25 protein-coding genes and 1 pseudogene are annotated in these 26,090 nt (G+C 72.0%); 12 read left to right on the forward strand and 14 right to left on the reverse strand.

Features of this window, described 5'->3' with window-relative positions; translation table 11 throughout:
- Positions 1-36: 36 nt before the first annotated feature.
- Positions 37-237, forward strand: a complete 201-nt coding sequence (locus tag J2X68_RS05980; RefSeq protein ID WP_310431391.1) for a hypothetical protein — start codon at positions 37-39, stop codon at positions 235-237.
- A gap of 74 nt (positions 238-311) precedes the next feature.
- Here J2X68_RS05980 and J2X68_RS05985 read toward each other — a convergent pair whose 3' ends face one another.
- Complete coding sequence (locus tag J2X68_RS05985) at positions 312-662, reverse strand: metal-sensitive transcriptional regulator (protein WP_310431392.1); 351 nt, start codon at positions 660-662, stop codon at positions 312-314.
- A gap of 230 nt (positions 663-892) precedes the next feature.
- On the opposite strand from J2X68_RS05985, the gene J2X68_RS05990 reads away from it, so the two are divergent.
- Together J2X68_RS05990 and J2X68_RS05995 are read left to right on the forward strand one after the other, a co-directional pair.
- Complete coding sequence (locus tag J2X68_RS05990; RefSeq protein WP_057579445.1) at positions 893-1,513, forward strand: DUF47 domain-containing protein; 621 nt, start codon at positions 893-895, stop codon at positions 1,511-1,513.
- A 7-nt stretch (positions 1,514-1,520) separates the two neighbouring features.
- Positions 1,521-2,519, forward strand: a complete 999-nt coding sequence (locus J2X68_RS05995) for an inorganic phosphate transporter (RefSeq protein WP_310431393.1) — start codon at positions 1,521-1,523, stop codon at positions 2,517-2,519.
- A 193-nt stretch (positions 2,520-2,712) separates the two neighbouring features.
- Here J2X68_RS05995 and pstB read toward each other — a convergent pair whose 3' ends face one another.
- The 11 genes and pseudogenes from pstB to J2X68_RS06050 all read right to left on the reverse strand — a co-directional run.
- Positions 2,713-3,489: a phosphate ABC transporter ATP-binding protein PstB gene (gene pstB, locus J2X68_RS06000; RefSeq protein ID WP_310431394.1), complete on the reverse strand. Its 777-nt coding sequence runs from the start codon at positions 3,487-3,489 to the stop codon at positions 2,713-2,715.
- Positions 3,490-3,556: 67 nt separating this feature from the next.
- Positions 3,557-4,621 carry a phosphate ABC transporter permease PstA gene (gene pstA / locus J2X68_RS06005; protein WP_310431395.1) on the reverse strand — a complete coding sequence of 355 codons (1,065 nt, stop codon included), beginning with the start codon at positions 4,619-4,621 and terminating at the stop codon, positions 3,557-3,559.
- Complete coding sequence (gene pstC, locus J2X68_RS06010; protein ID WP_310431396.1) at positions 4,618-5,637, reverse strand: phosphate ABC transporter permease subunit PstC; 1,020 nt, start codon at positions 5,635-5,637, stop codon at positions 4,618-4,620. Before pstC ends, pstA begins: the two co-directional genes overlap by 4 nt.
- Before the next feature lie 142 nt (positions 5,638-5,779).
- Positions 5,780-6,907 (reverse strand): phosphate ABC transporter substrate-binding protein PstS, encoded by a 1,128-nt coding sequence (pstS, locus tag J2X68_RS06015; RefSeq protein WP_310431397.1) that lies wholly within the window; start codon positions 6,905-6,907, stop codon positions 5,780-5,782.
- A 255-nt stretch (positions 6,908-7,162) separates the two neighbouring features.
- Positions 7,163-7,594, reverse strand: coding sequence for an NUDIX hydrolase (locus tag J2X68_RS06020; RefSeq protein ID WP_310431398.1), 432 nt, complete (start codon positions 7,592-7,594; stop codon positions 7,163-7,165).
- Between the two features lie 22 nt (positions 7,595-7,616).
- Positions 7,617-8,729 (reverse strand): CHAD domain-containing protein, encoded by a 1,113-nt coding sequence (locus J2X68_RS06025; RefSeq protein ID WP_310431399.1) that lies wholly within the window; start codon positions 8,727-8,729, stop codon positions 7,617-7,619.
- The gene (locus J2X68_RS06030) at positions 8,710-11,067 is read right to left on the reverse strand and encodes an RNA degradosome polyphosphate kinase (RefSeq protein ID WP_310431400.1); all 2,358 of its coding nucleotides are present in this window, start codon (positions 11,065-11,067) and stop codon (positions 8,710-8,712) included. The genes J2X68_RS06025 and J2X68_RS06030 overlap by 20 nt, the downstream gene beginning before the upstream one ends.
- Positions 11,068-11,273: 206 nt before the next feature.
- Positions 11,274-12,296, reverse strand: a complete 1,023-nt coding sequence (locus tag J2X68_RS06035) for a hypothetical protein (RefSeq protein WP_310431401.1) — start codon at positions 12,294-12,296, stop codon at positions 11,274-11,276.
- Positions 12,293-13,324, reverse strand: a complete 1,032-nt coding sequence (locus tag J2X68_RS06040) for an ABC transporter permease (RefSeq protein ID WP_310431402.1) — start codon at positions 13,322-13,324, stop codon at positions 12,293-12,295. The genes J2X68_RS06035 and J2X68_RS06040 overlap by 4 nt, the downstream gene beginning before the upstream one ends.
- Complete coding sequence (locus J2X68_RS06045) at positions 13,321-14,250, reverse strand: ABC transporter ATP-binding protein (protein ID WP_310431403.1); 930 nt, start codon at positions 14,248-14,250, stop codon at positions 13,321-13,323. The genes J2X68_RS06040 and J2X68_RS06045 overlap by 4 nt, the downstream gene beginning before the upstream one ends.
- A 122-nt stretch (positions 14,251-14,372) precedes the next feature.
- Positions 14,373-14,741: pseudogene (locus J2X68_RS06050) on the reverse strand (GntR family transcriptional regulator); the annotation flags it as partial.
- Between the two features lie 121 nt (positions 14,742-14,862).
- Here J2X68_RS06050 and J2X68_RS06055 point away from each other — a divergent pair.
- From J2X68_RS06055 to J2X68_RS06075, 5 genes are all read left to right on the forward strand, one after another.
- Positions 14,863-15,414, forward strand: coding sequence for an RNA polymerase sigma factor (locus tag J2X68_RS06055; protein ID WP_310431404.1), 552 nt, complete (start codon positions 14,863-14,865; stop codon positions 15,412-15,414).
- 67 nt (positions 15,415-15,481) lie between these two features.
- A complete protein-coding gene (locus J2X68_RS06060; RefSeq protein ID WP_310431405.1) occupies positions 15,482-16,324 on the forward strand; it encodes a zf-HC2 domain-containing protein in 843 nt (280 codons plus the stop codon).
- A 61-nt stretch (positions 16,325-16,385) separates the two neighbouring features.
- Positions 16,386-17,264 (forward strand): ABC transporter ATP-binding protein, encoded by an 879-nt coding sequence (locus J2X68_RS06065; protein WP_310431406.1) that lies wholly within the window; start codon positions 16,386-16,388, stop codon positions 17,262-17,264.
- Entirely contained in the window at positions 17,261-18,811 is a 1,551-nt protein-coding gene (locus J2X68_RS06070) for an ABC transporter permease (protein WP_310431407.1), read from the forward strand. Before J2X68_RS06065 ends, J2X68_RS06070 begins: the two co-directional genes overlap by 4 nt.
- Positions 18,799-19,512, forward strand: coding sequence for an ABC transporter (locus J2X68_RS06075; protein WP_310431408.1), 714 nt, complete (start codon positions 18,799-18,801; stop codon positions 19,510-19,512). The genes J2X68_RS06070 and J2X68_RS06075 overlap by 13 nt, the downstream gene beginning before the upstream one ends.
- A gap of 44 nt (positions 19,513-19,556) precedes the next feature.
- Here J2X68_RS06075 and mshD read toward each other — a convergent pair whose 3' ends face one another.
- Positions 19,557-20,483 (reverse strand): mycothiol synthase, encoded by a 927-nt coding sequence (gene mshD, locus J2X68_RS06080; RefSeq protein WP_310431409.1) that lies wholly within the window; start codon positions 20,481-20,483, stop codon positions 19,557-19,559.
- 249 nt (positions 20,484-20,732) lie between these two features.
- Here mshD and J2X68_RS06085 point away from each other — a divergent pair, with 249 nt between their 5' ends.
- The 4 genes from J2X68_RS06085 (at position 20,733) to J2X68_RS06100 (ending at position 25,045) form a co-directional block, all read left to right on the forward strand.
- Positions 20,733-22,535, forward strand: coding sequence for a bifunctional metallophosphatase/5'-nucleotidase (locus J2X68_RS06085; protein WP_310431410.1), 1,803 nt, complete (start codon positions 20,733-20,735; stop codon positions 22,533-22,535).
- Between the two features lie 253 nt (positions 22,536-22,788).
- Positions 22,789-22,923 carry a hypothetical protein gene (locus J2X68_RS06090; RefSeq protein ID WP_310431411.1) on the forward strand — a complete coding sequence of 45 codons (135 nt, stop codon included), beginning with the start codon at positions 22,789-22,791 and terminating at the stop codon, positions 22,921-22,923.
- A gap of 91 nt (positions 22,924-23,014) precedes the next feature.
- On the forward strand, positions 23,015-23,149 hold the full coding sequence (locus J2X68_RS06095) for a hypothetical protein (RefSeq protein ID WP_310431412.1): 135 nt from the start codon (positions 23,015-23,017) through the stop codon (positions 23,147-23,149).
- Positions 23,150-23,239: 90 nt separating this feature from the next.
- Positions 23,240-25,045, forward strand: coding sequence for an ABC transporter ATP-binding protein (locus J2X68_RS06100; protein WP_310431413.1), 1,806 nt, complete (start codon positions 23,240-23,242; stop codon positions 25,043-25,045).
- A gap of 190 nt (positions 25,046-25,235) precedes the next feature.
- Here J2X68_RS06100 and J2X68_RS06105 read toward each other — a convergent pair whose 3' ends face one another.
- Complete coding sequence (locus J2X68_RS06105) at positions 25,236-26,063, reverse strand: response regulator transcription factor (RefSeq protein WP_310431414.1); 828 nt, start codon at positions 26,061-26,063, stop codon at positions 25,236-25,238.
- Positions 26,064-26,090 lie beyond the last annotated feature (27 nt).

Below are 26,090 nucleotides of genomic sequence, written 5' to 3' on the forward strand. Positions count from 1 at the left end.
CTACTCTAGGAAGTCGGTGACGGCAGGGACGAGGTGATGCGCGTGGCTCCGGGCGGCGGTACGGCAGTTCAGGACCACGAGGCCCTCGCCGAGATCGAGCTGTGCGGGGAGCTGATCATCGCGGCCTCGGCGGCAGGGGAGGAACGGCTCAGTCTCGCGAGCATCGACCAGGTGCTGCGGGTGGGGGAGGAGCGGACGGCGGAGGAGCCCGGGGCGGGACCCGGCGCGCGGAGCTGATCCGCCGCGCGGAGGCGCTCCCCCGGGTGGGGCGCCGACCAGGTGCGCGGGCGCGCTCCCGGGCCTGGAGGTGATCAGGTGCGCAGGAGGCGGCCGATCGCCTTGGTCGCCTCTTCCACCTTCGCGTCGATCTCGTCGCCGCCCCTGAGGGCCGCGTCGGCGACGCAGTGGCGCAGGTGCTCCTCCAGGAGCTGGAGCGCGAACGACTGCAGGGCCTTGGTGGAGGCGGACACCTGGGTGAGTATGTCGATGCAGTAGGTGTCCTCGTCGACCATGCGCTGGAGGCCGCGGATCTGGCCCTCGATGCGGCGCAGGCGCTTGAGGTGCTCGTCCTTCTGCTTGTGGTAGCCGTGCACGGCCCCGGGCGCGTGGTCCGCCCCGACGCCGGTCTCGGCGATGGGCTCGCCGGCTTCGGTGGTCGTCATCGTGTCCTCCAGCGCTCCGGCTCCGCACCTATACCCCTACTGGGTATATCGTACCGAACTTCGGTGGGTACACGGCCCGAGCAGGGACTTCGCCGGCCGCGCAGCGGTCGGCCGCCCCCCTCCCGGTCGCCTTGCCCCATGGGCGACACTGGTGGACGGCCCATTAGCCGTGGCCGGATGATGCGCCTAGCATCAGCCTGACCGAAACCGATGCATCCTGAGGACCCCACGTGCGCTTTCGTCTGACCCCCAGGGAGACGAGCTTCTACGACATGTTCGCCGCATCCGCGGACAACATCGTCACGGGCTCGAAACTCCTGATGGAACTGCTCGGGGCGGACCCCGCCGGCCGGGCCGAGATCGCAGAGCGTATGCGGGCCGCGGAACACGCAGGTGACGACGCCACGCATGCGATCTTCCACCAGCTGAACTCCTCGTTCATCACGCCCTTCGACCGCGAGGACATCTACAACCTCGCGTCCTCCCTCGACGACATCATGGACTTCATGGAGGAGGCCGTCGACCTGGTCGTCCTCTACAACGTCGAGGAACTGCCCAAGGGCGTCGAGCAGCAGATCGAGGTGCTGGCGCGGGCGGCCGAGCTCACGGCCGAGGCCATGCCGAACCTGCGGACCATGGAGAACCTCACCGAGTACTGGATCGAGGTCAACCGGCTCGAGAACCAGGCCGACCAGATCCACCGCAAGCTGCTCGCGCATCTCTTCAACGGCAAGTACGAGGCCATCGAGGTGCTCAAGCTGAAGCAGATCGTGGATGTGCTGGAGGAGGCCGCCGACGCCTTCGAGCACGTGGCCAACACGGTGGAGACCATCGCGGTCAAGGAGTCCTGAGCACTTAATGGACACCTTCGCTCTGATCGTGACCATCGGCGTCGCGCTCGGATTCACTTACACGAACGGCTTTCACGACTCCGCGAACGCTATTGCCACGTCCGTCTCGACCCGGGCGCTGACGCCTCGGGCGGCGCTGGCCATGGCGGCGGTGATGAACCTCGCCGGCGCGTTCCTCGGGAGTGGTGTCGCGCACACCGTCAGCAAGGGCCTCATCGAGACGCCCGACGGGTCCAAGGGCATGGGGATCCTGTTCGCCGCGCTGGTCGGGGCGATCGTCTGGAACCTCGTCACCTGGTACTTCGGGCTGCCTTCGTCGTCCTCGCACGCGTTGTTCGGCGGCATGGTGGGCGCGGCGCTCGCCGGTGGCACCGACGTCATCTGGTCCGGCGTCCTCGACAAGGTCGTCATTCCGATGTTCCTCTCGCCGGTCGTGGGGCTCATCGCCGGTTATCTGGTGATGACGGCCATCCTGTGGATGTTCCGGCGGGCCAACCCGCACAAGGCCAAGCGGGGCTTCCGGATCGCTCAGACGGTCTCGGCCGCGGGCATGGCGCTGGGACACGGTCTCCAGGACGCGCAGAAGACGATGGGCATCGTGGTGATGGCGCTCGTCATCGGCGATGTGCAGGGGGCCGACGATCCGATTCCGGTGTGGGTGAAGATCGCTTGCGCGGTGATGCTCTCGCTGGGGACGTACGCGGGCGGGTGGCGCATCATGCGGACGCTCGGGCGGAAGATCATCGAGCTCGATCCGCCGCAGGGGTTCGCCGCGGAGACCACCGGCGCGTCGATCATGTTCACCACGGCGTTCCTGTTCAAGGCGCCCATCTCGACCACGCACGTGATCACTTCGGCGATCATGGGTGTCGGCGCGACGAAGCGGATCAATGCCGTGCGCTGGGGTGTCGCCAAGAACATCGTCCTCGGGTGGTTCATCACCATGCCGGCGGCGGGGTTCGTCGCGGCGTGCGCGTTCTGGGTCGTGAACGTGGCGTTCCTGTAGGGGATGTCCGCCCACCCGCCCGACCCGGTGCGGGGTGCTCCCGTCACGGGGCGCCGCCCCGGTCCCCGGCGGGGACCGCGCACCCCCCCGAAATCACGCATGGGCCCGCCCCCCGACCGGGGGGCGGGCCCTTCTGCGTCCCCGCGGTGGCACCGCCATGCAGCACCGCGAGGGGTTCGGGGGGCGGGTCGGTCTAGCCGAAGCGGCCCGAGATGTAGTCCTCCGTCGCCTGGACCGACGGGTTGGAGAAGATGCGCTCCGTGTCGTCGATCTCGATCAGCTTGCCGGGCTGGCCGACGGCGGACAGGTTGAAGAAGGCCGTGCGGTCCGAGACCCGCGCCGCCTGCTGCATGTTGTGCGTCACGATGACGATCGTGAAGCGCTCCTTGAGTTCGCCGATCAGGTCCTCGATCGCCAGGGTGGAGATCGGGTCCAGGGCCGAGCAGGGCTCGTCCATCAGCAGGACCTTCGGTTCCACCGCGATGGCGCGCGCGATGCACAGCCGCTGCTGCTGGCCGCCGGACAGGCCCGAGCCGGGCTTGTTCAGGCGGTCCTTGACCTCGTTCCAGAGGTTCGCGCCCTTGAGGGACTTCTCGACGACGTCCGCCAGTTCGGCCTTCTTGTAGTTGCCGTTCAGCCGCAGGCCCGCCGCCACGTTGTCGAAGATCGACATGGTGGGGAACGGGTTCGGGCGCTGGAAGACCATGCCGACCTCGCGGCGGACCGAGACGGGGTCGACGCCCGCGGCGTACAGGTCCTCGTCGTCCAGGAGCACCTTGCCCTCGACCCGGCCGCCCGAGGTGACCTCGTGCATACGGTTCAGCGTGCGCAGGAACGTCGACTTGCCGCAGCCGGACGGGCCGATGAAGGCCGTCACCGAGCGCGGTTCGACCGTCATCGAGATGTCCTCGATCGCCTTGTGGGATCCGTAGTAGGCGGTCAGCCCGCTTACGTCGATTCGCTTCGCCATTTCTTCTACTTCACTTCCAGTCGGTCGCTGAGGGGGCCCCGTGCGGCGGCAGCCGCTGATCGCTGCGTCAGCGACCGGTCTTGGGGGCCTTCCAGCGGGCGATGCCGCGGGCCACGAGGTTCAGGATCATCACGAAGGCGATCAGGGTGAGCGAGGCTGCCCAGGCGCGGTCGTAGGCCGCTGTCGACCCCGCGCTCTGTGCGTACTGCTGGTAGATGTACAGCGGGAGCGACGCCTGCGCACCCTCGAAGGGGTTCGCGTTGATGAACGGGTTTCCGAAGACGAGGAGGAGTACCGGCGCCGTCTCGCCCGCGATACGGGCGATCGCCAGCATCACGCCGGTGATGATGCCGCCGATCGAGGTCGGGACCACCACCTTCAGGATGGTGCGCCACTTCGGGACGCCCAGGGCCAGGGACGCCTCGCGCAGCTCGTTCGGGACCAGCTTCAGCATTTCCTCTGTTGAGCGTACGACCACCGGCATCATCAGGATCGCCAGGGCGAGGGAGCCCGCGAAGCCGAAGGGCTGCATGTCGAACATCAGCATCAGGCTGAGGATGAACAGGCCCGCGACGATCGACGGGATGCCGGTCATGACGTCCACGAAGAACGTGACCGACTTCGCCAGGGCGCCCCGGCCGTACTCCACCAGGTAGATCGCCGTCAGGATGCCGATCGGGGCGCCGATCGCGGTCGCCAGGCCCACCTGCTCCAGGCTGCCGAGGATCGCGTGGTAGATGCCGCCGCCGGGCTCGCTGTCCGCCACCACGCCCATGGAGTGGGTGAGGAAGTAGACGTCCAGGACCTTCACGCCGCGCTGGATCGTCGTCCAGAGGAGGGAGACCAGCGGGACCACGGCCAGGATGAAGGCCACCCAGACCAGGCTCGTCGCCACCCGGTCCTTCGCCTGGCGGCGGCCTTCCACCTTCGCGGCGATGACGAACGTGCCGAAGACGAAGAGGAGACCGGCGATCAGGCCCCACTGGACCTTGCTGTCCAGGCCGCCGGCGAGGCCGATGGCGACCGCGAGGGCGAGCGAACCGGCCGCGATCGCCCAGGACGACCACCGCGGGAGGCTGGCGCCCTGGAGCGTGCTCGGGGACTTGTCGGCTACTGCTGCTGCGTGGCTCATGCGTTGGCCCCCGAGTACTCACTGCGGCGGGCGATGATCATGCGTGCCGCGCCGTTGACCAGCAGGGTGATGACGAACAGGACCAGGCCGGAGGCGATGAGCGCGTCACGGCCGAACTCCGTCGCCTCGTTGAACTTGCTGGCGATGTTCTGGGCGAAGGTGCCGCCACCGGGGTTGAGGAGGCTGGCGTGGATGTCGAAGTCGGGGGAGAGGACGGTGGCCACCGCCATGGTCTCGCCCAGCGCCCGGCCGAGGCCGAGCATCGAGGCGGAGATGACGCCGGAGCGGCCGAAGGGGATCACCGACATGCGGATGACCTCCCAGCGGGTGGCGCCCAGCGCCAGGGCCGCCTCCTCGTGCATCTGCGGGACCTGGCGGAAGACCTCGCGGCTGACGTTGGTGATGACCGGGAGGATCATCACGGCCAGCAGGATGCCCACCGTGAGCATCGAGCGCGGGGCGCCGTCGTCCCAGGAGAAGACGCCGGTCCAGCCCAGGTAGTCGTTCAGCCAGCCGAACAGGCCGTCCATGTGCGGTACGAGGACCAGGGCGCCCCAGAGGCCGTACACGATGGACGGGACGGCGGCGAGCAGGTCGATCACGTACGCGACGGGGCCGCTCATGCGGCGCGGGGCGTAGTGCGTGATGAAGAGGGCGATCGCGACGGCGATCGGGACCGCGATGACCATCGCGATGACCGACGAGACCACCGTGCCGAAGGCCAGGACCGCGATGCCGAACTTCGGCGGGACGAGGCCGGTGTTCCACTCGAAGGTGGTGAGGAAGTTGGCGTCGTCCTTGCTGATGGCGAGGTACGCCCGGTAGGTGAGGAAGACCGCGATCGCGGCCATGATCACCAGCAGGAAGATGCCCGAGCCGCGGGAGAGGGCGAGGAAGATCCGGTCACCGGGCCGGGTGGCGCCGCGCGCCGCGCGCTTCTGCTCGGCGGTCACGGCCGGCGGGGCGATGGGGGGCGGGGTGTCGTCCGTGTCTGGGTGCTGTGTCGATATGTCCATGGAGGTCTCCGGTCTGCGGAGCCGCCTGCGGGTGTGGGGGCGGCTCGGGTGGGACCGCTTTGCGGGCGGCCCCTGGCGGCGGTGCACCGGACGGGTGCGGTCCGGACCGGGTTTCCCCGGATACCGGACCGCACCGCTGGGATCAGCTCAGGCCCTCGATGGTGGTGCGGACCTTGGAGATGATGGCGTCGGGGATCGGCGCGTAGTCGATGCCCGAGAGGACGCCCTGGCCGTCCTCGCTGGCGATGTAGCGCAGGAACGCCTTGGTGGCCGGCAGGGTGGCGGCCTTGTTGCCCTTGTCGCAGGCGATCTCGTAGGTGACCAGGGTGATCGGGTAGGCGCCCTCGGCCTTGGTCGTGTAGTCCAGCTTCAGCGACAGGTCGCTGCCGGTCCCGACGACCTGCGCGGCGGCGACGGCCTTGGTGGCGCCGTCGGAGGAGGCCTTGACCGGGGCCGCGGCGCCCGTGTCGATGGCGACGGTGCCCAGACCGTCCTTGGCGTACGACAGCTCCATGTAGCCGATGGCGCCGTTGGTCTGCTTGACGCCCTGGGCGACACCGGAGGAGCCGGCCGCGGCCTGGCCGCCCTTGGCCTGCCAGGCCTTGCCGCCCTCGTACTTCCAGTTGTCCGGGGTGGCGGCGATCAGGTACTTGGTGAAGTTGTCCGTGGTGCCGGACTCGTCCGAGCGGTGGTACGGCTGGATCTTCAGGTCGGGCAGCTTCGCGTCGGGGTTGAGCGCGGCGATGGCCTTGTCGTTCCAGTTGGTGATCTTGCCGTCGAAGATCTTGGCGATCGTGGCGGCGTCCAGCGTGAGGTTGTCCACGCCCGCGACGTTGTAGGCGACGGCGATCGGGCCGGCCACCATCGGCAGGTCGATGCCCTGGCCGCCGGAGCAGACCGCCTTGGAGGCGGTGACCTCTTCGGGCTTGAGCGCGGAGTCCGAGCCGGCGAAGGCGACCTGGCCCTGCGTGAAGGCGGTGACGCCGGCGCCGGAGCCGGAGCCCTTGTAGTTCACCTGGACGCCCGAGCAGGCCTGCGTGAAGTTCTTGACCCACGCGTCGATCGCGTTCTTCTGCGCGGAGGAGCCGTCGGCGAGGAGCTGGCCCTTGGCGTCGTCACACTTGATGGATCCGGCGGCCGCGGTGGCCGAGGAGCTGCTGCCGCTGCTGGAGCCGGTGTCGTCGGAGCCGCACGCCGTGAGGGCCAGGGCGCCGGAGACGGCGAGAGCACCGAGGGAGAGAGCCCGCCGGTTCATGCGCTGAAGCTTCACTTGGGGAAGATCCTTCCAGGAGCCGCCGTCCTGAATCCGGCGGCGTGCGGAGTGTGAGAAGTCTGCTCGGCACGGAGACGACCACCCGGGTCGCGCGCCGCACCGCGTAAGGCCGAAATTAGGCAGAACAGGTGAAGGCGCCTACGGGCGCGAGTGAACGGGGGGTGAACCCCTGGGGACGGTGCGGTGAGGTAACGGAACGCTCACGTCGAGGACACGAGGCGATTCCGACGGCCGGCCGTTTCCGCCCACCCGTTATGCCAGGTGCAGCACGTCGAGCAGCGCGTCCACGAGGGCGCGGTCCCTCGGCTGGGTGAGCCGGTCGCGGGCGGCCGGCGGCGGCAGCCAGAGCAGGCGGTCCACCTCGTCGCTCGGGGCGAACGCGCCGGACACCGCCTCGGCCGCCCAGTAGCGGACCTGCTTGGGGCGGCCGTTCGCCTCGTAGTCCATGGTCGGCAGCCGGGTACCGGGCGCGGCCCGGTAGCCCGTCTCCTCGTGGACCTCCCGCAGGGCCGCCGCGAGCGGGTCCTCGTCACGTTTCAGCTTGCCCTTGGGGTGCGACCAGTCGTCGTACTTGGGTCGGTGGACGAGACAGAGCTCCAGGGAGCCGTCCGCGGGGGAGCGGCGCCACAGCACACATCCCGCCGCCTGGACGGGGTTGTCGTCGGGGTTGTCCGCGGTGCTCACCTGGTCCTCACCACCTGTCCGGTCAGGGTGCGCCGATCTTCTGCTTCTGCCACGACCGCTGGAACGCGTACCGCGCGGCCTCCACCTCATGCCGCTGGTCCGCGTGCAGCACGCCGAGCGCGTACGCCGTCGCCGGCGCGATCCTGGGGGTGCGGGCCGCCTGGGCGGCGGCGGAGGACGCCTCCGAGGCGTCGCGGTGCCGGTCGAGCGCCTCGCCCGCGGCGAGCAGGCGGACGTCCAGCGGGGTGCTGCGGCCGTGCACGACCTCGCAGGCGTAGCGGTGCAGCCGCAGCAGCAGGCGGACCTGGTGCCAGGGCGCGTCCTGCGGGTGCGGGGCGGGGTCCGGGGAGAGGCCGTGGACCAGGGCCTCCGCGTTGTAGGGGCTGCCCGCGGTGACGAGCGGCAGCGCGGTGACCGCGTCGGCGAGGCGTTCCTGGGCCGCCGCGGCCAGGGGGCGCAGGTCGGTGGCGGGGCCGGCGGGGGTGAGCGGGACCTCGCTGGCGAGGACGGCGACCTTGTCCGCGACGGCGTGGAAGCGGGAGGAGCCGAGGGCCTGCAGGGCGGTGGAGTGGGCCCGGGTGCGGGCGAGGGTGAGCTGGCGGTCGAGGAGGGCGCCCGCCTTCGCCGCGCCCACGGTGAGGCTGCCGCGGTCCGGGGCCGCGGGGTGGACGGCGGGCCGGTCCTCCGGGCCCGGGCCCGCCGAGCCGGCCGCGCCGACCGGCTGGCTGGGGACCGGCGCGGCGCCCGACAGCCGGTTCAGCGCGAGCAGCAGCCGCTCCAGTCGGGCCCCGTACGCGTGCTCCAGGGCCAACGTGCCGGACAACCAGGCCAGTTCGGGGCGGATCTGCTCCGACCACTCGGGTTCGAGGAGCGGGCGGAAGGTGTGCAGACTGCCGCTGATCCGGCGGGCCGAGCGGCGCAGGGCGCGCACCGCGTCGACCCGCACCTCCGCGCCCGCCGGACCGCCCGTCGAGGCGCCCGGCGAGCCGTTCGACGCGGCGCCGCCGGTCTCCCGGTGCAGGCGCAGCGCGCGGAGGAACTCCGTGGCCTGGCCCCGGAGATAGCCCGCGAGGGCCTCTCCGGTGGACACGGGCCCGGCCGCGGAGTCCGTCAGATCATGGTGTCGCTGTGCCACGCCGGCGCCTCCGGGCGTCTATGAGCATCTCCTGGACATTGCGCAGGGGCGCGCCGTCCGCGTCGTGCGAGTGCCGGATCCACTCGCCGTCGGGGCCGAGGTGCCAGGAGGAGGTGGAGTCGGACATGCCCGTTTCGAGGAACCGGTTCAGCGACGCCCGGTGGGCCGGGTCGGTCACCCTGACCAGGGCCTCGATACGGCGGTCGAGGTTGCGGTGCATCATGTCGGCGCTGCCGATCCACACCTCGGGCTCCCCGCCGTTGCCGAACCCGAAGACCCGGGAGTGCTCCAGGAAGCGGCCCAGGATGGAGCGGACCCGGATGTTGTCCGACAGGCCGGGCACGCCCGGGCGCACCGCGCAGATGCCGCGCACCCACACGTCGACCGGGACGCCGGCCTGGGACGCGCGGTAGAGGGAGTCGATGAGGGCCTCGTCGACGATCGAGTTGACCTTGATGCGGACGTGCGCCGGCCGTCCCGCGCGGTGGTGCTGGATCTCCTTGTCGATGCGGGCGATCAGGCCGTCCCGCAGGGACTTGGGGGCGACGAGGAGACGGCGGTAGGTCTCGCGGCGGGAGTAGCCGGAGAGCCGGTTGAACAGGTCGGAGAGGTCCGCGCCGACCTGCGGGTCGGCGGTGAGCAGGCCGAGGTCCTCGTAGAGCCGGGCCGTCTTCGGGTGGTAGTTGCCGGTGCCGACGTGGCAGTAGCGCCGCAGCGTGTCGCCCTCCTGACGGACCACCAGCGACAGCTTGCAGTGCGTCTTCAGACCGACGAGGCCGTAGACGACGTGGCAGCCGGCCTCCTCCAGCTTGCGCGCCCACTTGATGTTGGCGTGCTCGTCGAAGCGGGCCTTGATCTCGACCAGGACGAGGACCTGCTTGCCGGACTCGGCGGCCTCGATGAGCGCGTCGACTATCGGGGAGTCGCCCGAGGTCCGGTACAGGGTCTGCTTGATGGCGAGGACGTCCGGGTCCAGCGCCGCCTGCTCCAGGAACGCCTGCACGGACGTCGAGAAGGAGTCGTAGGGGTGGTGCAGCAGGACGTCCCGGCTGCGCAGGGCCGCGAAGATGTCCGGCGGGGACGCCGACTCGACCTCGGCGAGGTCGCGGTGGGTGCCGGCGATGAACTTCTTGTACTTCAGCTCGGGCCGGTCGAGACCGTGGATGCGGAAGAGGCCGGTGAGGTCGAGCGGGCCCGGCAGCGGGTAGACCTCGGCCTCGCTGATCTTCAGCTCGCGCACCAGCAGGTCGAGCACCTCACGGTCGATGGACTCCTCGACCTCCAGGCGCACCGGCGGCCCGAAGCGGCGCCGCATGAGCTCCTTCTCCAGGGCCTGGAGGAGGTTCTCGGCGTCGTCCTCCTCGACCTCGAGGTCCTCGTTGCGGGTGAGCCGGAAGGCGTGGTGCTCCAGGACCTCCATGCCCGGGAAGAGTTCTTCCAGGTGGGCGCCGATGACGTCCTCGATGGGGACGTAGCGGCCGGGGGAGCTCTCCAGGAAGCGGGACAGCAGCGGCGGCACCTTCACGCGGGCGAAGTGCTTGTGGCCGCTGACCGGGTTGCGCACGACGACCGCGAGGTTGAGGGAGAGCCCCGAGATATACGGGAAGGGGTGCGCGGGGTCGACGGCGAGCGGGGTCAGCACCGGGAAGATCTGGTGCCGGAAGAGCGTGAACAGGCGCGCCTGCTCCTTCTCCGTCAGCTCGCCCCAGCGGACCAGGTGGATGCCCTCCTCCGCGAGCGCGGGGGCGATGTCCTCGTGATAGGTCGCGGCGTGCCGGGCCATGAGCTCGCGCGAGCGGGCCCAGATCATCTCCAGCACCTCGCGCGGCTGGAGGCCGGAGGCCGAACGGGTGGCGACCCCGGTGGCGATACGGCGCTTCAGACCGGCCACCCGGACCATGAAGAACTCGTCCAGGTTGCTGGCGAAGATGGCGAGGAAGTTGGCCCGTTCGAGCAGGGGCGTGTCCGGATCCTCGGCGAGTTCCAGAACGCGCTCGTTGAACGCCAGCCAGCTGCGCTCCCGGTCGAGGAAGCGGCCCTGCGGCAGCTGCGGGCCGTCGTACGGCGCCTCCTCGTAGGTGTCGAGGTCGGCGTCGATGTCGGGCTCGAGATCGGAGACCACGGCGGAGACGGTGTGCGGGCGGTGCGCGGCTATGGAGCCCACGGAGGGCTGCGCGTGCTGGACCTCGGCCTGGGCGTCTGACTGGCTCATGGACCCATTCTTCCGCGCCAGGAGCGTGACAGGCGCGTCGGAGCGTGCGGGCGGGATCGCGGGGGACTCTCCGCGGGGCTGATTTCCCCCGGGAGGCGGCGAAGGCTCGGGCACGGCGGGCTTCATTCGCCGAGCGTCGCAAGGTCGTCTGAACCGATGGTTACGGCGACATGGCGTGCGGGATATCGGGGAGCGGCTCGCGGGGGTCGATGTCGTGGAGCCGCTGTGTGCGGGCGCGTGCCGCCCGGTGGTGTTGCGGGTGTGGCTGGTGGTGCGGGGTGGGCGGGTTCCTCCTCCGTGGAGGGACCCGCCCACCCCGGGAGCGGGCGGGGTCAGGCTGCGGTGGCGGTGGCCGTGCGGCGGCGCAGGAGGAGGAACGCGGCGGCGGTGACGAGGGCCGCGACGGCCAGGACGACGCCGGTTTCCACGAACTGGATCGGCCAGTAGTGGGACTCGGGGTGGTAGGTCGCGTAATAGCCGGTGACGCCCAGGTCGTCGAGGCAGCGCCGGGTCTCGGCGGCGGTGCCGTCGCAGGTCCAGTGGTCGACGGTCGGGGAGCGGCGTCCGTGGATCAGCGCACCGCTGTCCAGTTCCCACACGTTGTCCGGGAAGTCGACCGGCGCCGCCGTGGAGGTGCGGGTGACAGCGGGCCGGAAGGAGTCGCGGAACCGCGCCACGGCGAAGGCGAGCAGGCCGCTCGCGGCGACGGAGACGGCCAGCGCGGGCAGCGCGCGGCGCAGCACCAGCGCGGTGAGCACGCCGAGGGCGAGCGCGCAGAGGATGTACGCCACTTCGGCCGGGCCGCGTGAGAGGTACGCGTCGTCGCCCGCCCACCCGGTGTACGTCAGGGTCCGGTGGGCGCCCCAGGCCCAGCGGTACACCAGGACCAGCACGGTGGCGCCGGCGGTCAGGGCGAGCGCGGGGACGGCGAGCTTGGCGGTGAGCCACCGCGCGGGGGTGATGCCCTGGGCCCAGGCGAGGCGCGCGGTGCCGTTCTCCAGCTCGCGGCCGATCAGCGCGCTGCCCGCGAAGGCGGCCACGGCGAGGAAGGAGTAGGAGATCAGCAGGCCGATCCAGCCGAGCGACTCGCTGTAGCCGACCCAGCCGACCGTCATGTCGCACAGGTCCTGGCCCGCACGCTCACAGGCCTCCCGCGCCGCGACCTCCTCGTCGACGGCGATCTCGGTGAGCCACGCCAGCCAGCCGCTCAGCGCCAGGACGACGGTGGCCCAGCCGAGGAGGGCGGTGCGGTGCAGGCGCAGCACGGTGCGGGCGGTGCCCCAGGAGGTGCGGCCGACCGCGCCGGCGGGGCGGGCCGGTGCGGCGGGCGCGTCCCCGGCGGCGACGGCGGTCACGCGGCGGCCTTCGCGCGGACGCGCGTGGGGGTCGCGGTCGAGCGCCTGAGCAGGACGAACGCGGTGACGGCGAGGGCGGCGGCCACCGCCAGCACGAGGGCGGTCGTGGTCAGCTGGAGCGGCCAGTAGTGGGACTCGGGGTGGTACGTCGTGTAGAAGCCGGTGGCGTCGAGGTCGGCGTAGAACGCGTCGCAGCCGGAGGCCGAGGTCACCCCGCAGCCGGGGTCGGCGATGTGCGCCCCGGAGGAGGTGACCAGGCCCGAGTCGACGCCGAGGCCCGAGCCCCGGTAGCCGTCGGCGAGGCCGGTGACGCGGGTGACGGCAGGCCACAGATGCGGCATGAGCCGGTCGGCCAGGAACCGCGCGGCGGCGACGCAGGTGAGGGCGAGCGTCAGCGCGGGCAGCGTGCGGCGCAGCAGCACGCCCCCGAGGGCGCCGCCGGCCAGGCCGGTCAGGGCGAAGGCGACGGTGGTGGGGCCGTTGGCGTGCAGGGTGAGGTTGTCGTACCAGCTCTTGGCGGTGTCGATACGGCCGTCGCCCGCGGACCACGTCAGGTGGTGCAGCGCGACGAGCAGGCCGGTGCCCGCGGTGACCAGGGCCGTGGGCACGATCAGCTTGGTGGCCAGCCAGCGGACCGGGGACAGGCCCTGCGTCCAGGCGAGCTGTGCGGTGCCGTGCTCCAGCTCGCGGCCGAACAGCGAAGCGCCCGCCCAGGCGGCGACGACGAAGGGAAGCGCGGTCAGCGCGCCGGTCGTGTACATGTACACGCTCTTGTAGCGGACGATCGAGTCCTGGTCGTAGTGGCAGTCGCGGTAGTCGGCGCACGCCTCCCGGTACTGCCGCCAGGCCGCTGCCGACGCGTCGGTCAGCGGACCCCCCAGCCACAGCAGACCGGCTGCGAGGACGGCGACGACGCCGATCCAGACGTACAGGGCGGGCCGGTGCAGGCGCAGCAGCCAGCCCGTTCCCGGGGCCTTCGTGGGCTCCGCGGTCCCCGGTCCGGCCGGTGAGAGGGCGAGTGCGGTCATATGGCGGCCTCCTCGGGCTCGGCCGGGGTGAGCGGGGCGGCCTGCGGGTTGCGCAGATAGGCGAGGACGAGTTCCTCCAGGGAGGGCGTCGAGGTGCGCCAGTCGTCGGCGAGCGGGCCCGCGGGCCGCACCAGGGCGGTGAGCTGGCGGCCGGTTACCCGGGACTCGACGACCGTGTGCGGGGCCAGTTCCGGCGGACCGTCGGGGGCGCCGGCCGCGGGGGTGGGCCCGGTGGAGCCCGTGGTGGTGCTCACGCGCGCGTGGGCGGCGAGCAGGTCGTCGATCTCACCGGCGAGGCGCACCCGGCCGCCACCGACCAGCAGCAGGTGGTCGCAGGAGTCCTCCAGTTCGGCGACCACGTGCGACGACATCACGATCGTCGTGCCGTACTGGGCCGCCCGCGCCATCAGGGTGCCCATCAGCTCGTGCCGGGCCAGCGGGTCGAGGTCGGCCATCGGCTCGTCGAGGAGCAGCAGTTCGGGCCGCTTGCCGAGGGCCAGGGCGAGCGCGACCCGGGTGCGCTGGCCGCCGGAGAGGGAGCGGATCTTCTTCTTCGGGTCGAGGTCGCCCGCGGCGACGATCCGCTCGGCGGTCCCGGCGTCCCAGCGGCCCGGGTTGAGGTCGGCGCCGACGCGCAGCGTCTCGGCGACGGAGAGCTGGGGGTACAGCGGCTTGTCCTGGGCCACGTAACCGACACGCGCGCGTGCGGACGCGGCATCGGTCCCGAGGACGCTGACCTGGCCCTCGGTGGGGGCCAGCAGGCCCGCGGCGAGGGCGAGCAGCGTGGACTTGCCCGCGCCGTTGGGGCCGACGACGGCACAGACGCGCCCGGCGGGGAGGCGGAAGGTGCAGTCGCGCAGCGCCCGGCCGCCGCGCCGGCCGAAGCGCTTGCCGAGCGCGGTTGCCGCCAGGGCGGTGTCGGTCATGAGGGGTCTCCAGGGTTCGTGTCGTGCCGGTCGTGCCGGTCCTGCGCCTCGGTCAGCCCGGTCAGCTCGGTCCGGTCGGTGCGGCTGTGCCGGTCGGTCCGGCCGGTCGGGTCCGGTGCGGCGAAGTACTCGTCGAGTACGGCGGTGAAGAGCGCGGCCACGTCGTCGCGGTCCAGTGCGGCCTCCCGTGCCCGGACGGCCCAGGCGTCCAGTTCCGCGCGCAGGGGCGAGTCCGCCGGGGTGGTGTTCAGCCCGCGCCGCACGAAGGTGCCGAGGCCGCGCCGGGCCTCCACCAGCCCGTCGCGCTCCAGCTCGCGGTACGCCTTCAGCACGGTGTTCGGGTTGATGGCGGTCGCCTCGACGACCTCGCGGGCGGTGGGCAGCTGGTCGCCGGGCTGCAGCACGCCCAGGCGGAGGGCCTGCTTCGTCTGCTGGACGATCTGGACGTAGGTGGCGACGCCGCTGTGCCGGTCGATGCGGTATTCGACCACTGGACAACCACCCTTTCACTAATTGAGTAGTGAAAGGGTGGTGGAAGGAGGTGCGCGAAGTCAAGGAAAAATCGCGCGGCGAACCGTGAACCGATCGACGCGGCCCGTCCGATGAGGAGATGTGAGCGAAACGAGAAGCGACGGGGAGCTGCTGCGGGCCATCGCGGCAGACCGGGACCGTCACGCCTTCGAGGAGCTGTACCGCCGGTACGCGCCCTGGCTGACCGCCCGCCTGCGCGGCCGCTGCGCGGACGCCGGGACGGTCGACGACGTCGTGCAGGAGACCTTCCTCGCGGTGTGGCGCGGAACGGCCCGCCACCGCCAGGAGGGCTTCTCCGACGACGCCGCCGGCTGGCTGTGGCGCATCGGCTCCCGGCGCCTCGTCGACGCCGTGCGCGGGGACGGGGCCCGCGGCCGGATGCGCCAGGCGCTGTACCGGCTGCGCCACCGCGACGAGGCCTCGGCGGAGGAACGCGTGCTCGCGGGGGTGGAGCACGGGGACCTCGCCGGGGCCCTCACCCGGCTCTCGCCGGAGCTGCGCGCCGTCCTCCAGGCGACCGTCATCGACGGGCTCACCACCCGGGAGGCGGCCGTTCTCCTCGGTATCCCGCCCGGCACCGTCAAGACGCGGGCCCAGCGTGCCCGCAGGCAACTGCGGGAGGCGCTGGCATGAGGCGGCACACGTACGGAACAGACCCGCGCGGGCGCGTGGGCGACGGACAGTCGAGGGAGGTCGCGGCATGACGTGGCATGTGGATGAAGAGGATCTGCGGGCGTACGCCCACGGCGCGTTGGCGCCGCCGCTGCTGTGGTCCGCCGACACGCACCTCGCCGGGTGCGCGCAGTGCCGGGCCCGGCTCGCGGAGACCACCGACCCCGTCGTGCTGGACGCCGGCTGGGAGCGGCTGGACGCCGAGCTGGACGCGCCGCGGCAGGGACTGCTCGAACGGCTGCTGGTGCGGCTCGGCGTGGCCGACCACACCGCACGGCTGCTGACGGCGACGCCGGTGCTGCGCCGCTCCTGGCTCCTGTCGGTGCTGTTCCTGCTGGTCATGACGGTGCTGGCGGTCCGTGTGGCGGACCAGCCCGCGCTGTTCCTCGCGCTCGCCCCGCTGCTCCCGCTGGCCGGGGTCGCCCTGTCCTACGGCCCCTCTCTCGACCCGACGTACGAGATGGCGGTCGTCGCCCCGCTGCACGGCTTCCGGCTGCTGATGATCCGCACGGTCGCGGTGCTCATCGCGGGCCTGGCGTTCAACGGCCTGGCGACGCTGGCGCTGCCGGGATACGGGCTGCTGGCCCTGGCCTGGCTGCTGCCCGCCCTCGCCCTCACCGCGACGGGACTCGCGCTGACCGCCCGGCTGGGCCCGGTCGTCGCGCCCGCCCTGGTCGGCGGCGCCTGGGTGACGCTCCTGCTGGTGGCGAAGAGCCAGGTGCACGCCCACGACACGCTCGCCCCGTTCACGGTGGCCGGCCAGTCGGCCGCGGCGGCCGTGGCCCTCCTCGCCGGCCTCCTGCTCTACCAGGCGCGTGACCGCTTCGACGCGCGCCCGCCGGGCGGCTTCCCGGACGGCGGCACCGCGTGACGCGACCGTGCGCCGCCCCGGCCCCCGCCCCGCCCGCCCACCGGACTTCCAGGAGCTCCACATGACCACCGACTCCACCGGCCCCGCCACCCTGACGGCCACCGACCTCTCCCTGCGCTTCGGCGGTACCCGGGCCCTCGACGGGGTCTCGCTGCGGCTGACCCGCGGCGTCACCGGGCTGCTCGGCCCCAACGGCGCCGGCAAGACCACGCTGTTGCGGGTGCTGGCCACGGCCGTGCCGCCCGACGGGGGCGCGTTCACGGCCCTCGGGCACGACCCCGGCACCGCGTCCGGCCGCCTCGCGCTGCGCCGCACGCTCGGCTATCTGCCCCAGACCCCCGGCTTCCACCCGGACTTCACGGCCTTCGAGTTCGTGGACTACGTGGCCATCCTGAAGGAGCTGACCGACCGCGGCGCCCGGCTGCGCGAGGTACGGCGCGTGCTGGAGGCCGTCGACCTCTCGGAGGCGCGTGGCACGCGCCTGAAGCGGCTGTCCGGCGGCATGCGGCAGCGCGTCGCCCTGGCCGCCGCGCTCGTCGGCGAACCCGGCTTCCTGGTGCTGGACGAGCCGACGGTCGGCCTCGACCCCGAACAGCGCATGCGCTTCCGCGAGTTGATCGCCCAGGCGGGCGAGGGCCGCACGGTCCTGCTGTCCACCCACCAGACCGAGGACGTGGCGATGCTCTGCCACCGCGTCGTGGTGCTGGCCCGCGGCCGCGTCCACTTCGAGGGCACCCCGGCCGACCTCACCGCCCGCGCGGCCGGCCGGGTCTGGAGCAGCACCGAACGCGATCCGAACGCCCTGGCGGGCTGGCGTACCGGCACCGGCAGCTTCCGCAACATCGGCGATCCGCCGGCCGGCGCCGAGCTCCTCGAACCCACCCTGGAGGACGGCTACCTGCTCACCCTCGACGGCGAGAGCGCGGAGGTGACGGCGTGAGCACCACGACCCCGACGGTCACCGAACCCCGTACGCCCAGCCAGCCGGCGCGCGAGGGCGGCCGCACCGGAGCCGTTCTCGCCCTCGCCCGCTTCGAGGCCCGCGAACTGCTCCAGCAGATCCCGGTGCTGTTCTTCTTCGCGCTGTACGTCGTCCTCGTCGTCCTGCGGCTGATGAGCAAGGACGGCATGGACGACTTCCCCGTCCTCAACACGGTCGACCGCCGCACCCAGGCGGCGCCGCTGCTGTTCGCCCTCGCCGTGTTCATCTGCGCCAACGCGGCCGCGCTGCGCTCGCGGAAGCACGGCACGGCGCAGCAGTTCGGGGTTCTGGCCATGGAGCCCTGGCGGCGCACGCTCGCCCATGTGCTCTCCGTGCTCCCCTACGCGGGGCTCACCGCGCTCGTCGTCGGGGCCGAGTACACCCGGGAGGCGCTGAAACCCGGCGCGATCGGCCACGGCTCCTTCGGGGAGCTGGCCGTCGGGCCGCTGAGCGTGCTGCTGGCGGGCGTCACGGGCGTGCTGCTGGCCCGTCTGCTGCCCTCGCCCTTCGTGCCCATACTGTTCGTCATCGCCGTGTACGTGCTCGGGGTCCTGGTCTCCGGGCTCCTCGACGCTGACCGGGGGTGGGTGGCCGGGCTCGACCCGGTCCAGTTCTTCACGTCCAGCGGCGGCGACCCGGTCCCCACCGACCTGCTGGGGCGCCCGGCCGGCTGGCACGCCCTCTACGTGACGGGCCTGTGCGCCGTGCTGACCTGCGCGGCCCTGCTGGTGGCCGGTGGCCGCACCCGGGCCGTCAAGGCGGCCACCGGGCTCGCCCTCGCCGTGACCGCGGCCGGTGTGATCGGCCAGCTCCCGGGCGACACGGCGGCTCTGGACGCGGCGCGCAGGACGGCGTCCCACACCCCCGAGAAGGTCCAGTCGTGCACGGCGCACGACGGCTCGACGTACTGCTCCTTCCCCGAGTGGAGCGTGGTGCGCGACGACTGGGCGGAGGTCGTCGACCGGGTCAGGTCCGGAGCCGGCGGCACGGCCGCGGAGACCGCGCTGACGATCCGCCAGCGCGTCTACACGGACGGCGGAGTGGAGACGGACGGCGCCCTGGACCCCTCCACCACTCCCGGCGAGGTGACGGTCGGCACGCGCTGGGGCGGCAACCGCGTCCCCGAGTTCGCGGTCGGTGTCGCCACGGTCCTGGTCGGCGGCTCGGAGGACGTGACGACGGAACCGATGTGCGACGCCCGCGCCGTGACCATCATGTGGCTGGTCCTGGGCCACGACCCCACCCCGATGGCCACCTTCCGCACCGTACGGCTGGACGACAGCACCGAAGGCTCGGGCGCGGTCCTGGCCCCGACGAACGGGCTGGGCCTGTCGGGCGCGCAGACGACCGTCATCCGGGAGCTGCTGGACCGGCCGCGGGCCGAGATGACGGCCCGGGTCAAGGCCCACTGGGCGGAACTGACGTCCGCGCGGACGACGACCGCCCAGGCCGCGAAGCTGCTGGGTGTCGAGGTGCCGAAGGAGGCGGATCCGTGCGGGGAGTAGCGCGAGCCGAAGCGCAGAGGGTCTCACCGGACCTGCTGCGGTCCCTGGCGCCGCCGGTGTGGCGCGGCCTGCCCCGGCGGGCACTGGCCACCGCCGGCGGGCTGGGCCTGCTGCTCGCGGGCGCCACCCGGCTGCCGGACCACGCTCCGGACGCCGAACTGGGGCGGCTCGTCCTGCGCCTCACCGCCCTCACCGGCGCACTGGGCCTGGCCTTCCTGCTGGACGACCCGGCACGCAACACCACGGCGACGACACCGGTGGGCCGCCCGCGGCGGACCGTGCTGCGGCTGGCCGCCGTCGTCCCCCTGTGGGCCCTGTGGTGGGCCGCGGCGGTGCTCCTGACCCCTGGCCCGACGCGTCCCGCGCTCGGCCCGGCCACGCTCGAGGCCGCGGGGACGGCGGGCGCCGCCCTCGTCCTCGCGACGATCGCCGTCCGCTTCACACCGGCGGCGGAAGCGGGCAGGAGCGCCGCGATCCGGCTGGGGACGGCGGCCGCGGTGGCGGTGCTCGTCCCGAACCGGTGGGGCCTGCTGGGCACACCCGAGGACCCCTACTGGGCCGCGACGCAGCTGAGATGGGCCCTGCTGCTGGCGGCGACGGTCACGCTGAGCGTGCTGTGGACGCCGGAGCCGCTGCGGGGACGGCCCCGCAGATCTGGGTCAGGCCGGCTCGGAGCGTCCGGGGGCGGTCTCTCCGGGTGAGGTCCCGGCTCTCCCCGGTCCGCTCACGTCTCGGCCCGGTCCGCTCACGTCTCGGTCCGGTACATCAGGTCCGTCTCATGGGTGAGGAAGCCCAGCCGCTCGTACACCGACACCGCGGCCTTGTTGTCGGCGTCGACGTACAGCATCGCCGTGGGCAGGCCCTGCGCCGCGAGATGCCGCAGACCGATCGTGGTGAGGGACTTGCCGAGGCCGCCGCCCTGCTCGCCGGGGGCGACACCGAGGACGTACACCTCACCGAGCTGCTCCTCGGCGTGCACCTTCGTCCAGTGGAAGCCGACCAACTGCTCGCCGCGGAAGGCGAGGAAGAAGCCGGCGGGGTCGAACCAGGGCTCGGACTTCCGGGCGTCGAGGTCGCGCTGGGTGAGAGAGCCCTGTTCGGGATGGTGGGCGAACGCGGCGGCGTTGACGGCGAGCCAGGCGGAATCGTCCTTGCCGGGGACGAAGGCACGGACGGTCACGCCCTCGGGCAGCACCGGATCGGGCAGCTCGAGGTCGGTCAACGACCTCCGCATCTGCCGCAGTTCGCGGAACAGGGAGAGGCCGAGGACCTGGGCGAGGTGCCGGGCCGCGGAGTGACCGCCGTGCGCCCACACCCGCAGCCGCTTGCCGGAGGCGGCGAGCAGGGCGGAGCCGAGCGCGCGGCCGTGTCCGTGGCCCCGGTGCGAGGGGTGGACGACCAGTTCGGCCGCGGGCGCCTCGACCGGATCGGCGTCCTCCAGCTGCGCGTAGCCGACGAGTTCGCCGCCGAAGGTGAGGACCAGATGGGAGACGCCTTCGCGGGCGCCTCCGCGCAGTTGCAGGCGGCCCTGTTCGGACACCGCCTGCTGGCCGTCCGTCCGGGCGGCCTCCGCGAGCAGTTCGAGGACGGCCTCGGTCTGTTCGGGGGTGAGCTCGGAGTACGTCTCGATGGATCGGGAGCCGGGGATCCGTGCGATGTCGTCGCTGGTCATGCGTACGAGGGTAAGGCTCGGGCGGGTCAAAGTGGCGGCAAGGGGAGAGGCGGAAGGCTGCGGTCCGGAAAGGCGAAGCAGAGGGTAGGCGGAGGGCAAAGGGAAACCAGGATGTAACCAAGAACCCCCTGTCGCGCTACGCGCGTTGACTCTAGGCTGCGCCGGACGGGGCCACTTCCTCATACGCCCCCCGGGGCCGGTCGGACCCGGGGGGCGCAGACGCCACAGGCAGACACCTCAGGGGGGCGCATGCCAGCCACTTCCCAGCCGCATCCGAACGGCAGACGTCGTACGTACCGTCTTCTCGCGGCCGCCGCGGGTCTCGCCACCGCGGGTGCGATGGCCGCCGCGCTCCCGGCGGACGCCCATGACGCCCGGCACTCCAAGCCGCTGCCGAGCCGCTACCAGGACGTGCAGCTGCTGTCCTTCAACGACCTGCACGGCAACCTCGAGCCCCCGTCCGGCTCCTCGGGCCGTGTCACGGAACTCCAGGCGGACGGCACCACGAAGACGATCGACGCGGGCGGCGTGGAGTACCTCGCGACGCACCTGCGCGAGGCCCGCAAGGGCAACCCGTACTCGGTCACCGCGGCCGGCGGCGACATGGTCGGCGCCTCCCCGCTGATCTCGGGCCTCTTCCACGACGAGCCCACCATCGAGGCGCTGAACAAGCTCGACCTGGACGTCACGTCGGTCGGCAACCACGAGTTCGACGAGGGCGCCAGGGAACTGGCCCGGCTCCAGAACGGCGGCTGCCACCCGACGGCCGGCTGCTACACGGACCAGAGGTTCCAGGGCGCCGACTTCCCGTACCTGGCGGCCAACGTCCTGTCCGAGAAGACCGGCAAGCCGATCCTCAAGCCGTACTTCGTCTGGAAGAAGAAGGACGTCAAGATCGGTTTCATCGGCGTGACGCTGGAGGACACCCCCGGTGTGGTGTCCGCCGAGGGCGTCAAGGGCCTGAAGTTCAAGGACGAGGTCGAGACGATCAACAAGTACGCCAAGGTGCTCCAGAAGCAGGGCGTGAAGTCGATCGTGGCGCTGATCCACGAGGGCGGTCAGCCGGCCTCGGGCTCGTACAACTACAACTGCGACTCGCCGGGCGCGGGCGCCGGCATCTCCGGCCCGATCGTCGACATCGCGAAGAACATCACGCCGTCGGTGGACGCGCTGGTGACGGGCCACACCCACGCCGCGTACGCGTGCACCGTCCCGGACCCGTCGGGCAAGCCGCGCACGGTCACCTCGGCCGCGTCCTTCGGCCGGCTGTACACGGACACCACGCTGACGTACGACCGCTTCACCGGCGACATCGCGCGGACGGCGGTCAAGACGGCGAACCACGTGGTCACCCGGACCGTCGCCAAGGCGCCCGACATGACCGAGCTGATCAGCAAGTGGAACACCCTGGCGGCCCCCGTCGGCAACCGGGCGATCGGCTACATCTCCGCGGACGTGCCCAGCACCGGCACCGAGTCCCCGATGGGCGACCTGATCGCGGACGCCCAGCTCTGGTACGGCAAGGGGCTCGACCCGGAGACGGACCTCGCGCTGATGAACCCGGGCGGCGTCCGGGCGGGTCTCACCTACGCGGCCAAGGGCACCGAGGGCGACGGCGTGGTGACCTACGCCGAGGGCTTCACCGTCCAGCCGTTCTCCAACACCGTGAACCTCCAGGACTTCACCGGCGCCCAGCTGATCCAGGTCCTCAAGGAGCAGGTGAGCGGGACGAACGCGAGCGCGCCGAAGATCCTCCAGCCGTCCGCCAACCTCACGTACACGCTGGACCTGACGAAGAGCGGCGCCGACCGTGTCGTCACGGACTCCATCAAGCTCAACGGCGCGGCCATCGACCCGGCCGCCACCTACCGCGTCTCCACCAACAGCTTCCTCGCGGGCGGCGGCGACGGCTTCACCACGCTGGGCCAGGGCACCAACGACCTCGTCGGCGCCGATGACCTGACGGCCCTGGAGCAGTACCTGCTCGCCAACTCCTCGGCCACGGCCCCGATCGCCCCGCCGGCCACGAACCGGATCGCGATCGTGCAGTAACGCCGTCGGCAGGACAGTCGGCAGAACGACCCACAGCACAGCCGAGAGGCGGCCCCGTCACCGACGGGGCCGCCTCTTCGTATGAAGACCTGTGTGAGTTCTCGGTTGGTTCCCGCGGTCGCCTGAAAACTCGTCTCAGCCGCAATTAATCGAGGTCTCAGCGGAATTGGCCTTTTCCGGCTCTGGCGTCCCGTAGTGTTTTCCATGTCGAAAGCGAACGACGCGAAAGCGAACAGAGCGAATGGAGAACGCGATGAGCTTCCACAAGGTCACCCCCGTCAAGAAGGCCCGCAAGACCGCCGCCGCCCCGGCGCCGAAGCCCGCCGCCAAGAAGAAGGCCGCGAAGAAGGTCACCCCGCAGCGCCGCCCGGTCTCGCACAAGGGCTGATGCCGAAGTCGGCGCTGTTGCAAACCTGCGACAAATAAGCCACGCGTAAAACCAACATAATCAGCACCTGATAAATGGAGAGGTAATTCCCATGAGCTTCCACAAGATCACCCCCGTCAAGAAGGCCCGCAAGACCGCCGCCGCCCCGGCGCCGAAGCCCGCCGCCAAGAAGAAGGCCGCGAAGAAGGTCACCCCGCAGCGCCGCCCGGTCTCGCACAAGGGCTGACAGCACGCCACGAGGCGGGGTCACCGGTGAGAGCCGGTGACCCCGCCTCGGCCGTGCCTTCGTACACGCAGGAGTCGAGGAGTTGCTGACATGAGGGAAGCCCGCGAGGCCTTCCGCCGCTTCTGGCCGCTGACCAGCGGTGACCGCGGGTGGATGCTGGTGATCGTGGCGTGCGTGGTGGTGTCCGCGCTCGCCGAGACGGCCTCCATCCTGCTGTTCGCCGAACTCACCGACAACGCCCTCGCGGCCGGCTCGCTCTCCGCCTTCTGGGGTCCTGCCGGAGCCTGGCTGGGCGTCGCCGCGCTGGGCGCCCTCGTCGGCTACCTGGGCAACTCGCTCGCGACCTGGACGGCGGAACGGTTCGTCCTCCGGCTGCGCGCGAACGTCTTCGGTCATGTCCAGGACCTCCCACCCCACTTCTTCCAGCGGCACCGCCGCGGCGACCTGGTGGAGCGTCTGACGGGAGACGTGGAGGCCATCGAACAGCTGGTGGTGTCGGGCGTGGTCGGCACGATCGCCGCCGCCTTCTCGGCGGTCTTCTACGCGGCGGCGGCCCTGTGGCTCCGCTGGGACCTGGCCCTCGCCACCTTCGTCCTCGCCCCGCTCTTCCTCCTCGCCGCCCGCCGCTTCTCCGGCCGGATCAAGCAGGCCTCCCAGGACGAACGCGTCGCCGACGGCGCGATCACCTCCGTGGTGGAGGAGTCGCTGGGCAACGTCGTGCTGACGCAGGCGTACAACCGCCGACGCGACGAGGAGCGGCGCCTCGACACGGAGGCCCGCGCGTGGATGCGGGCCAGTGTGCGCGGGGCGCGGCTCAGCGAGATGTACGAGCAGTTCGTCGAGGTCGTCGAGACCCTCTGCGTGCTGTCGGTGATCGGCCTCGGCGTCTGGGAGATCTCGGCCGGCCGGATGACCCTCGGCGCCCTCCTCGCCTTCGCCGCGTTCATCGGCTACCTCTACCCGCCGGTGCGCAACCTCGGCCGACTCGGCCTGACGGTCACCGCGGCCACGGCGGGCGCGGACCGCATCGCGGAACTCCTGGACGCGCAGCCGTCGGTGCGGGACCCGGAGGTCCCCGTCCCCGCCTGGCCGGTCCGGGGCCGGGTCAGCCTGCACGGGGTCTCGTTCCGCTACCCCGACGCGGCCCGCGCGTCACTGACGGACGTGTCGTTCACCGCCGACCCCGGCGAGCTGGTCCTGGTCACCGGCCCGAGCGGCGCCGGCAAGTCCACCCTCTCCAAGCTCCTCACCCGCTTCTACGACCCGGACACGGGGGTCGTCCGCCTGGACGGGGTCCCGCTCGGGGACGTCCCGCTGGAGTTCGTCCGCGAGAACACGGCGCTGCTCCCCCAGCAGATCCTGGTCCTCAACGGCACGATCCGGGAGAACATCGCGTGCGGCCGGCCGGGCGCCACGGACCGGGAGATCGGGCGAGCGGCGAGGTCGGCCGCCGCCCACGAGTTCATCGCCGCCCTCCCGGACGGCTACGACACCCACATCGCCCCCGGCACCGCGGCCCTCTCCGGCGGCCAGCTCCAGCGGATCGCCATCGCCCGCGCGATGCTCCGCGCGGCCCCGGTGCTGGTCCTCGACGAACCCACCGCCGGGCTCGACTCGGTGGCCGCCCGGCAGATCGTCCAGCCCCTGCGCCGCCTCATGTCGGGCCGCACCACCATCATGATCACCCACGATCTGAGCCTCGCCCCCGACGCCGACCGCATCCTGGTCGTGGACGACGGCCGGCTGCTGGACGCGGGAACGCACGACGAGCTGATGGCCCGCTGCGAGGCGTACACCAGGCTGGTCGAACCGTGGTCGGAGCGGGCGCGGGAGAACACCGCGGCGCGCGCGGGGGAGACGGGGCTCACCGACGACACCCTGGTGCTGCGGCTCTGAGCCGGCCCGGCCGCACGGCCGGTTCCCGCAGCGCCCCCCGACCACGGCACCGACCGCCGGGCCCCCGCGGGCGTCCCGGCCGGTTCCGGCAGCGCCCCCGACCACGGCACCTACCGCCGGGCCCCCGCGGGCGTCCCGGCCGGTTCCGGCAGCACCGCCCGCCGCGGCGGCGAAGGCTGCCCCCGGGGTGTCACTCCACCCGCAGCATGTATCCCAGCCCCCGGGCCGTCTGGATCAGCCGGGTGCCGCCGTACTGCTCCAGCTTGCGCCGCAGGTACATGACGTAGACGTCGAGCGTGTTGGACGTCGGTTCGAAGTCGAAGCCCCAGACGTCCTTGTGGATCCGGGCGCGGCCGAGGACCTTCGTCGGATGCCGGAGGAAGTACTCCAGGAGGGAGTACTCGGTGGGAGTGAGGTCGAGCGGGCGGCCGGCGCGGGTGACCGCGCGGGAGGACAGGTCCATGGCGATGTCGTGGAAGGCCAGCGAGGCGTCGGCGGCCTTCACGGGCGGGGACGCCCATCGCGTGCCCCGGCGCAGCAGGGCCCGCACCCGGGCCAGCAGCTCCTCCACGGCGAACGGCTTCATCAGGTAGTCGTCAGCCCCGTTGTCGAGGGCGACGATACGGTCGCCCACCGCGCCCCGGCCGGTGATCATCAGGATCGGGACGGTCGAGCCGGAGGCCCGGATCCGCCGGGTCGCGGCCAGACCGTCCAGACCGGGCATGGTGACGTCCATCAGGACCAGGTCGGGGGCTCTGCCCGGGGATCCCGCGAGGTCGAGGTCGAGTGCCAGGTCGAGCGCGAGCCGCCCGTCCCCGGCGAGGACGGTCTCGTAGCCCTCGAAGCGGAGCAGCCGGCCGAGCCCCTCGCGGATCTCCGCGTCGTCGTCGGCCAGCAGTATCCGCCCCGCCCCACCCGTTCCCCCCGAGACAGCCGTTGCCCTTGCCGGGCCCGATCCCTTTGCCGCGCCCCCGCCCGCCGTCGCCCCCGCCGTCCCCTTCACCGTTCGTATCACCATTTCTTCACGGTGCGGCGAGGGGCTGTG

Origin of the sequence: Streptomyces sp. 3330, assembly GCF_031456635.1 — a bacterium.
GTDB lineage: Bacteria > Actinomycetota > Actinomycetes > Streptomycetales > Streptomycetaceae > Streptomyces.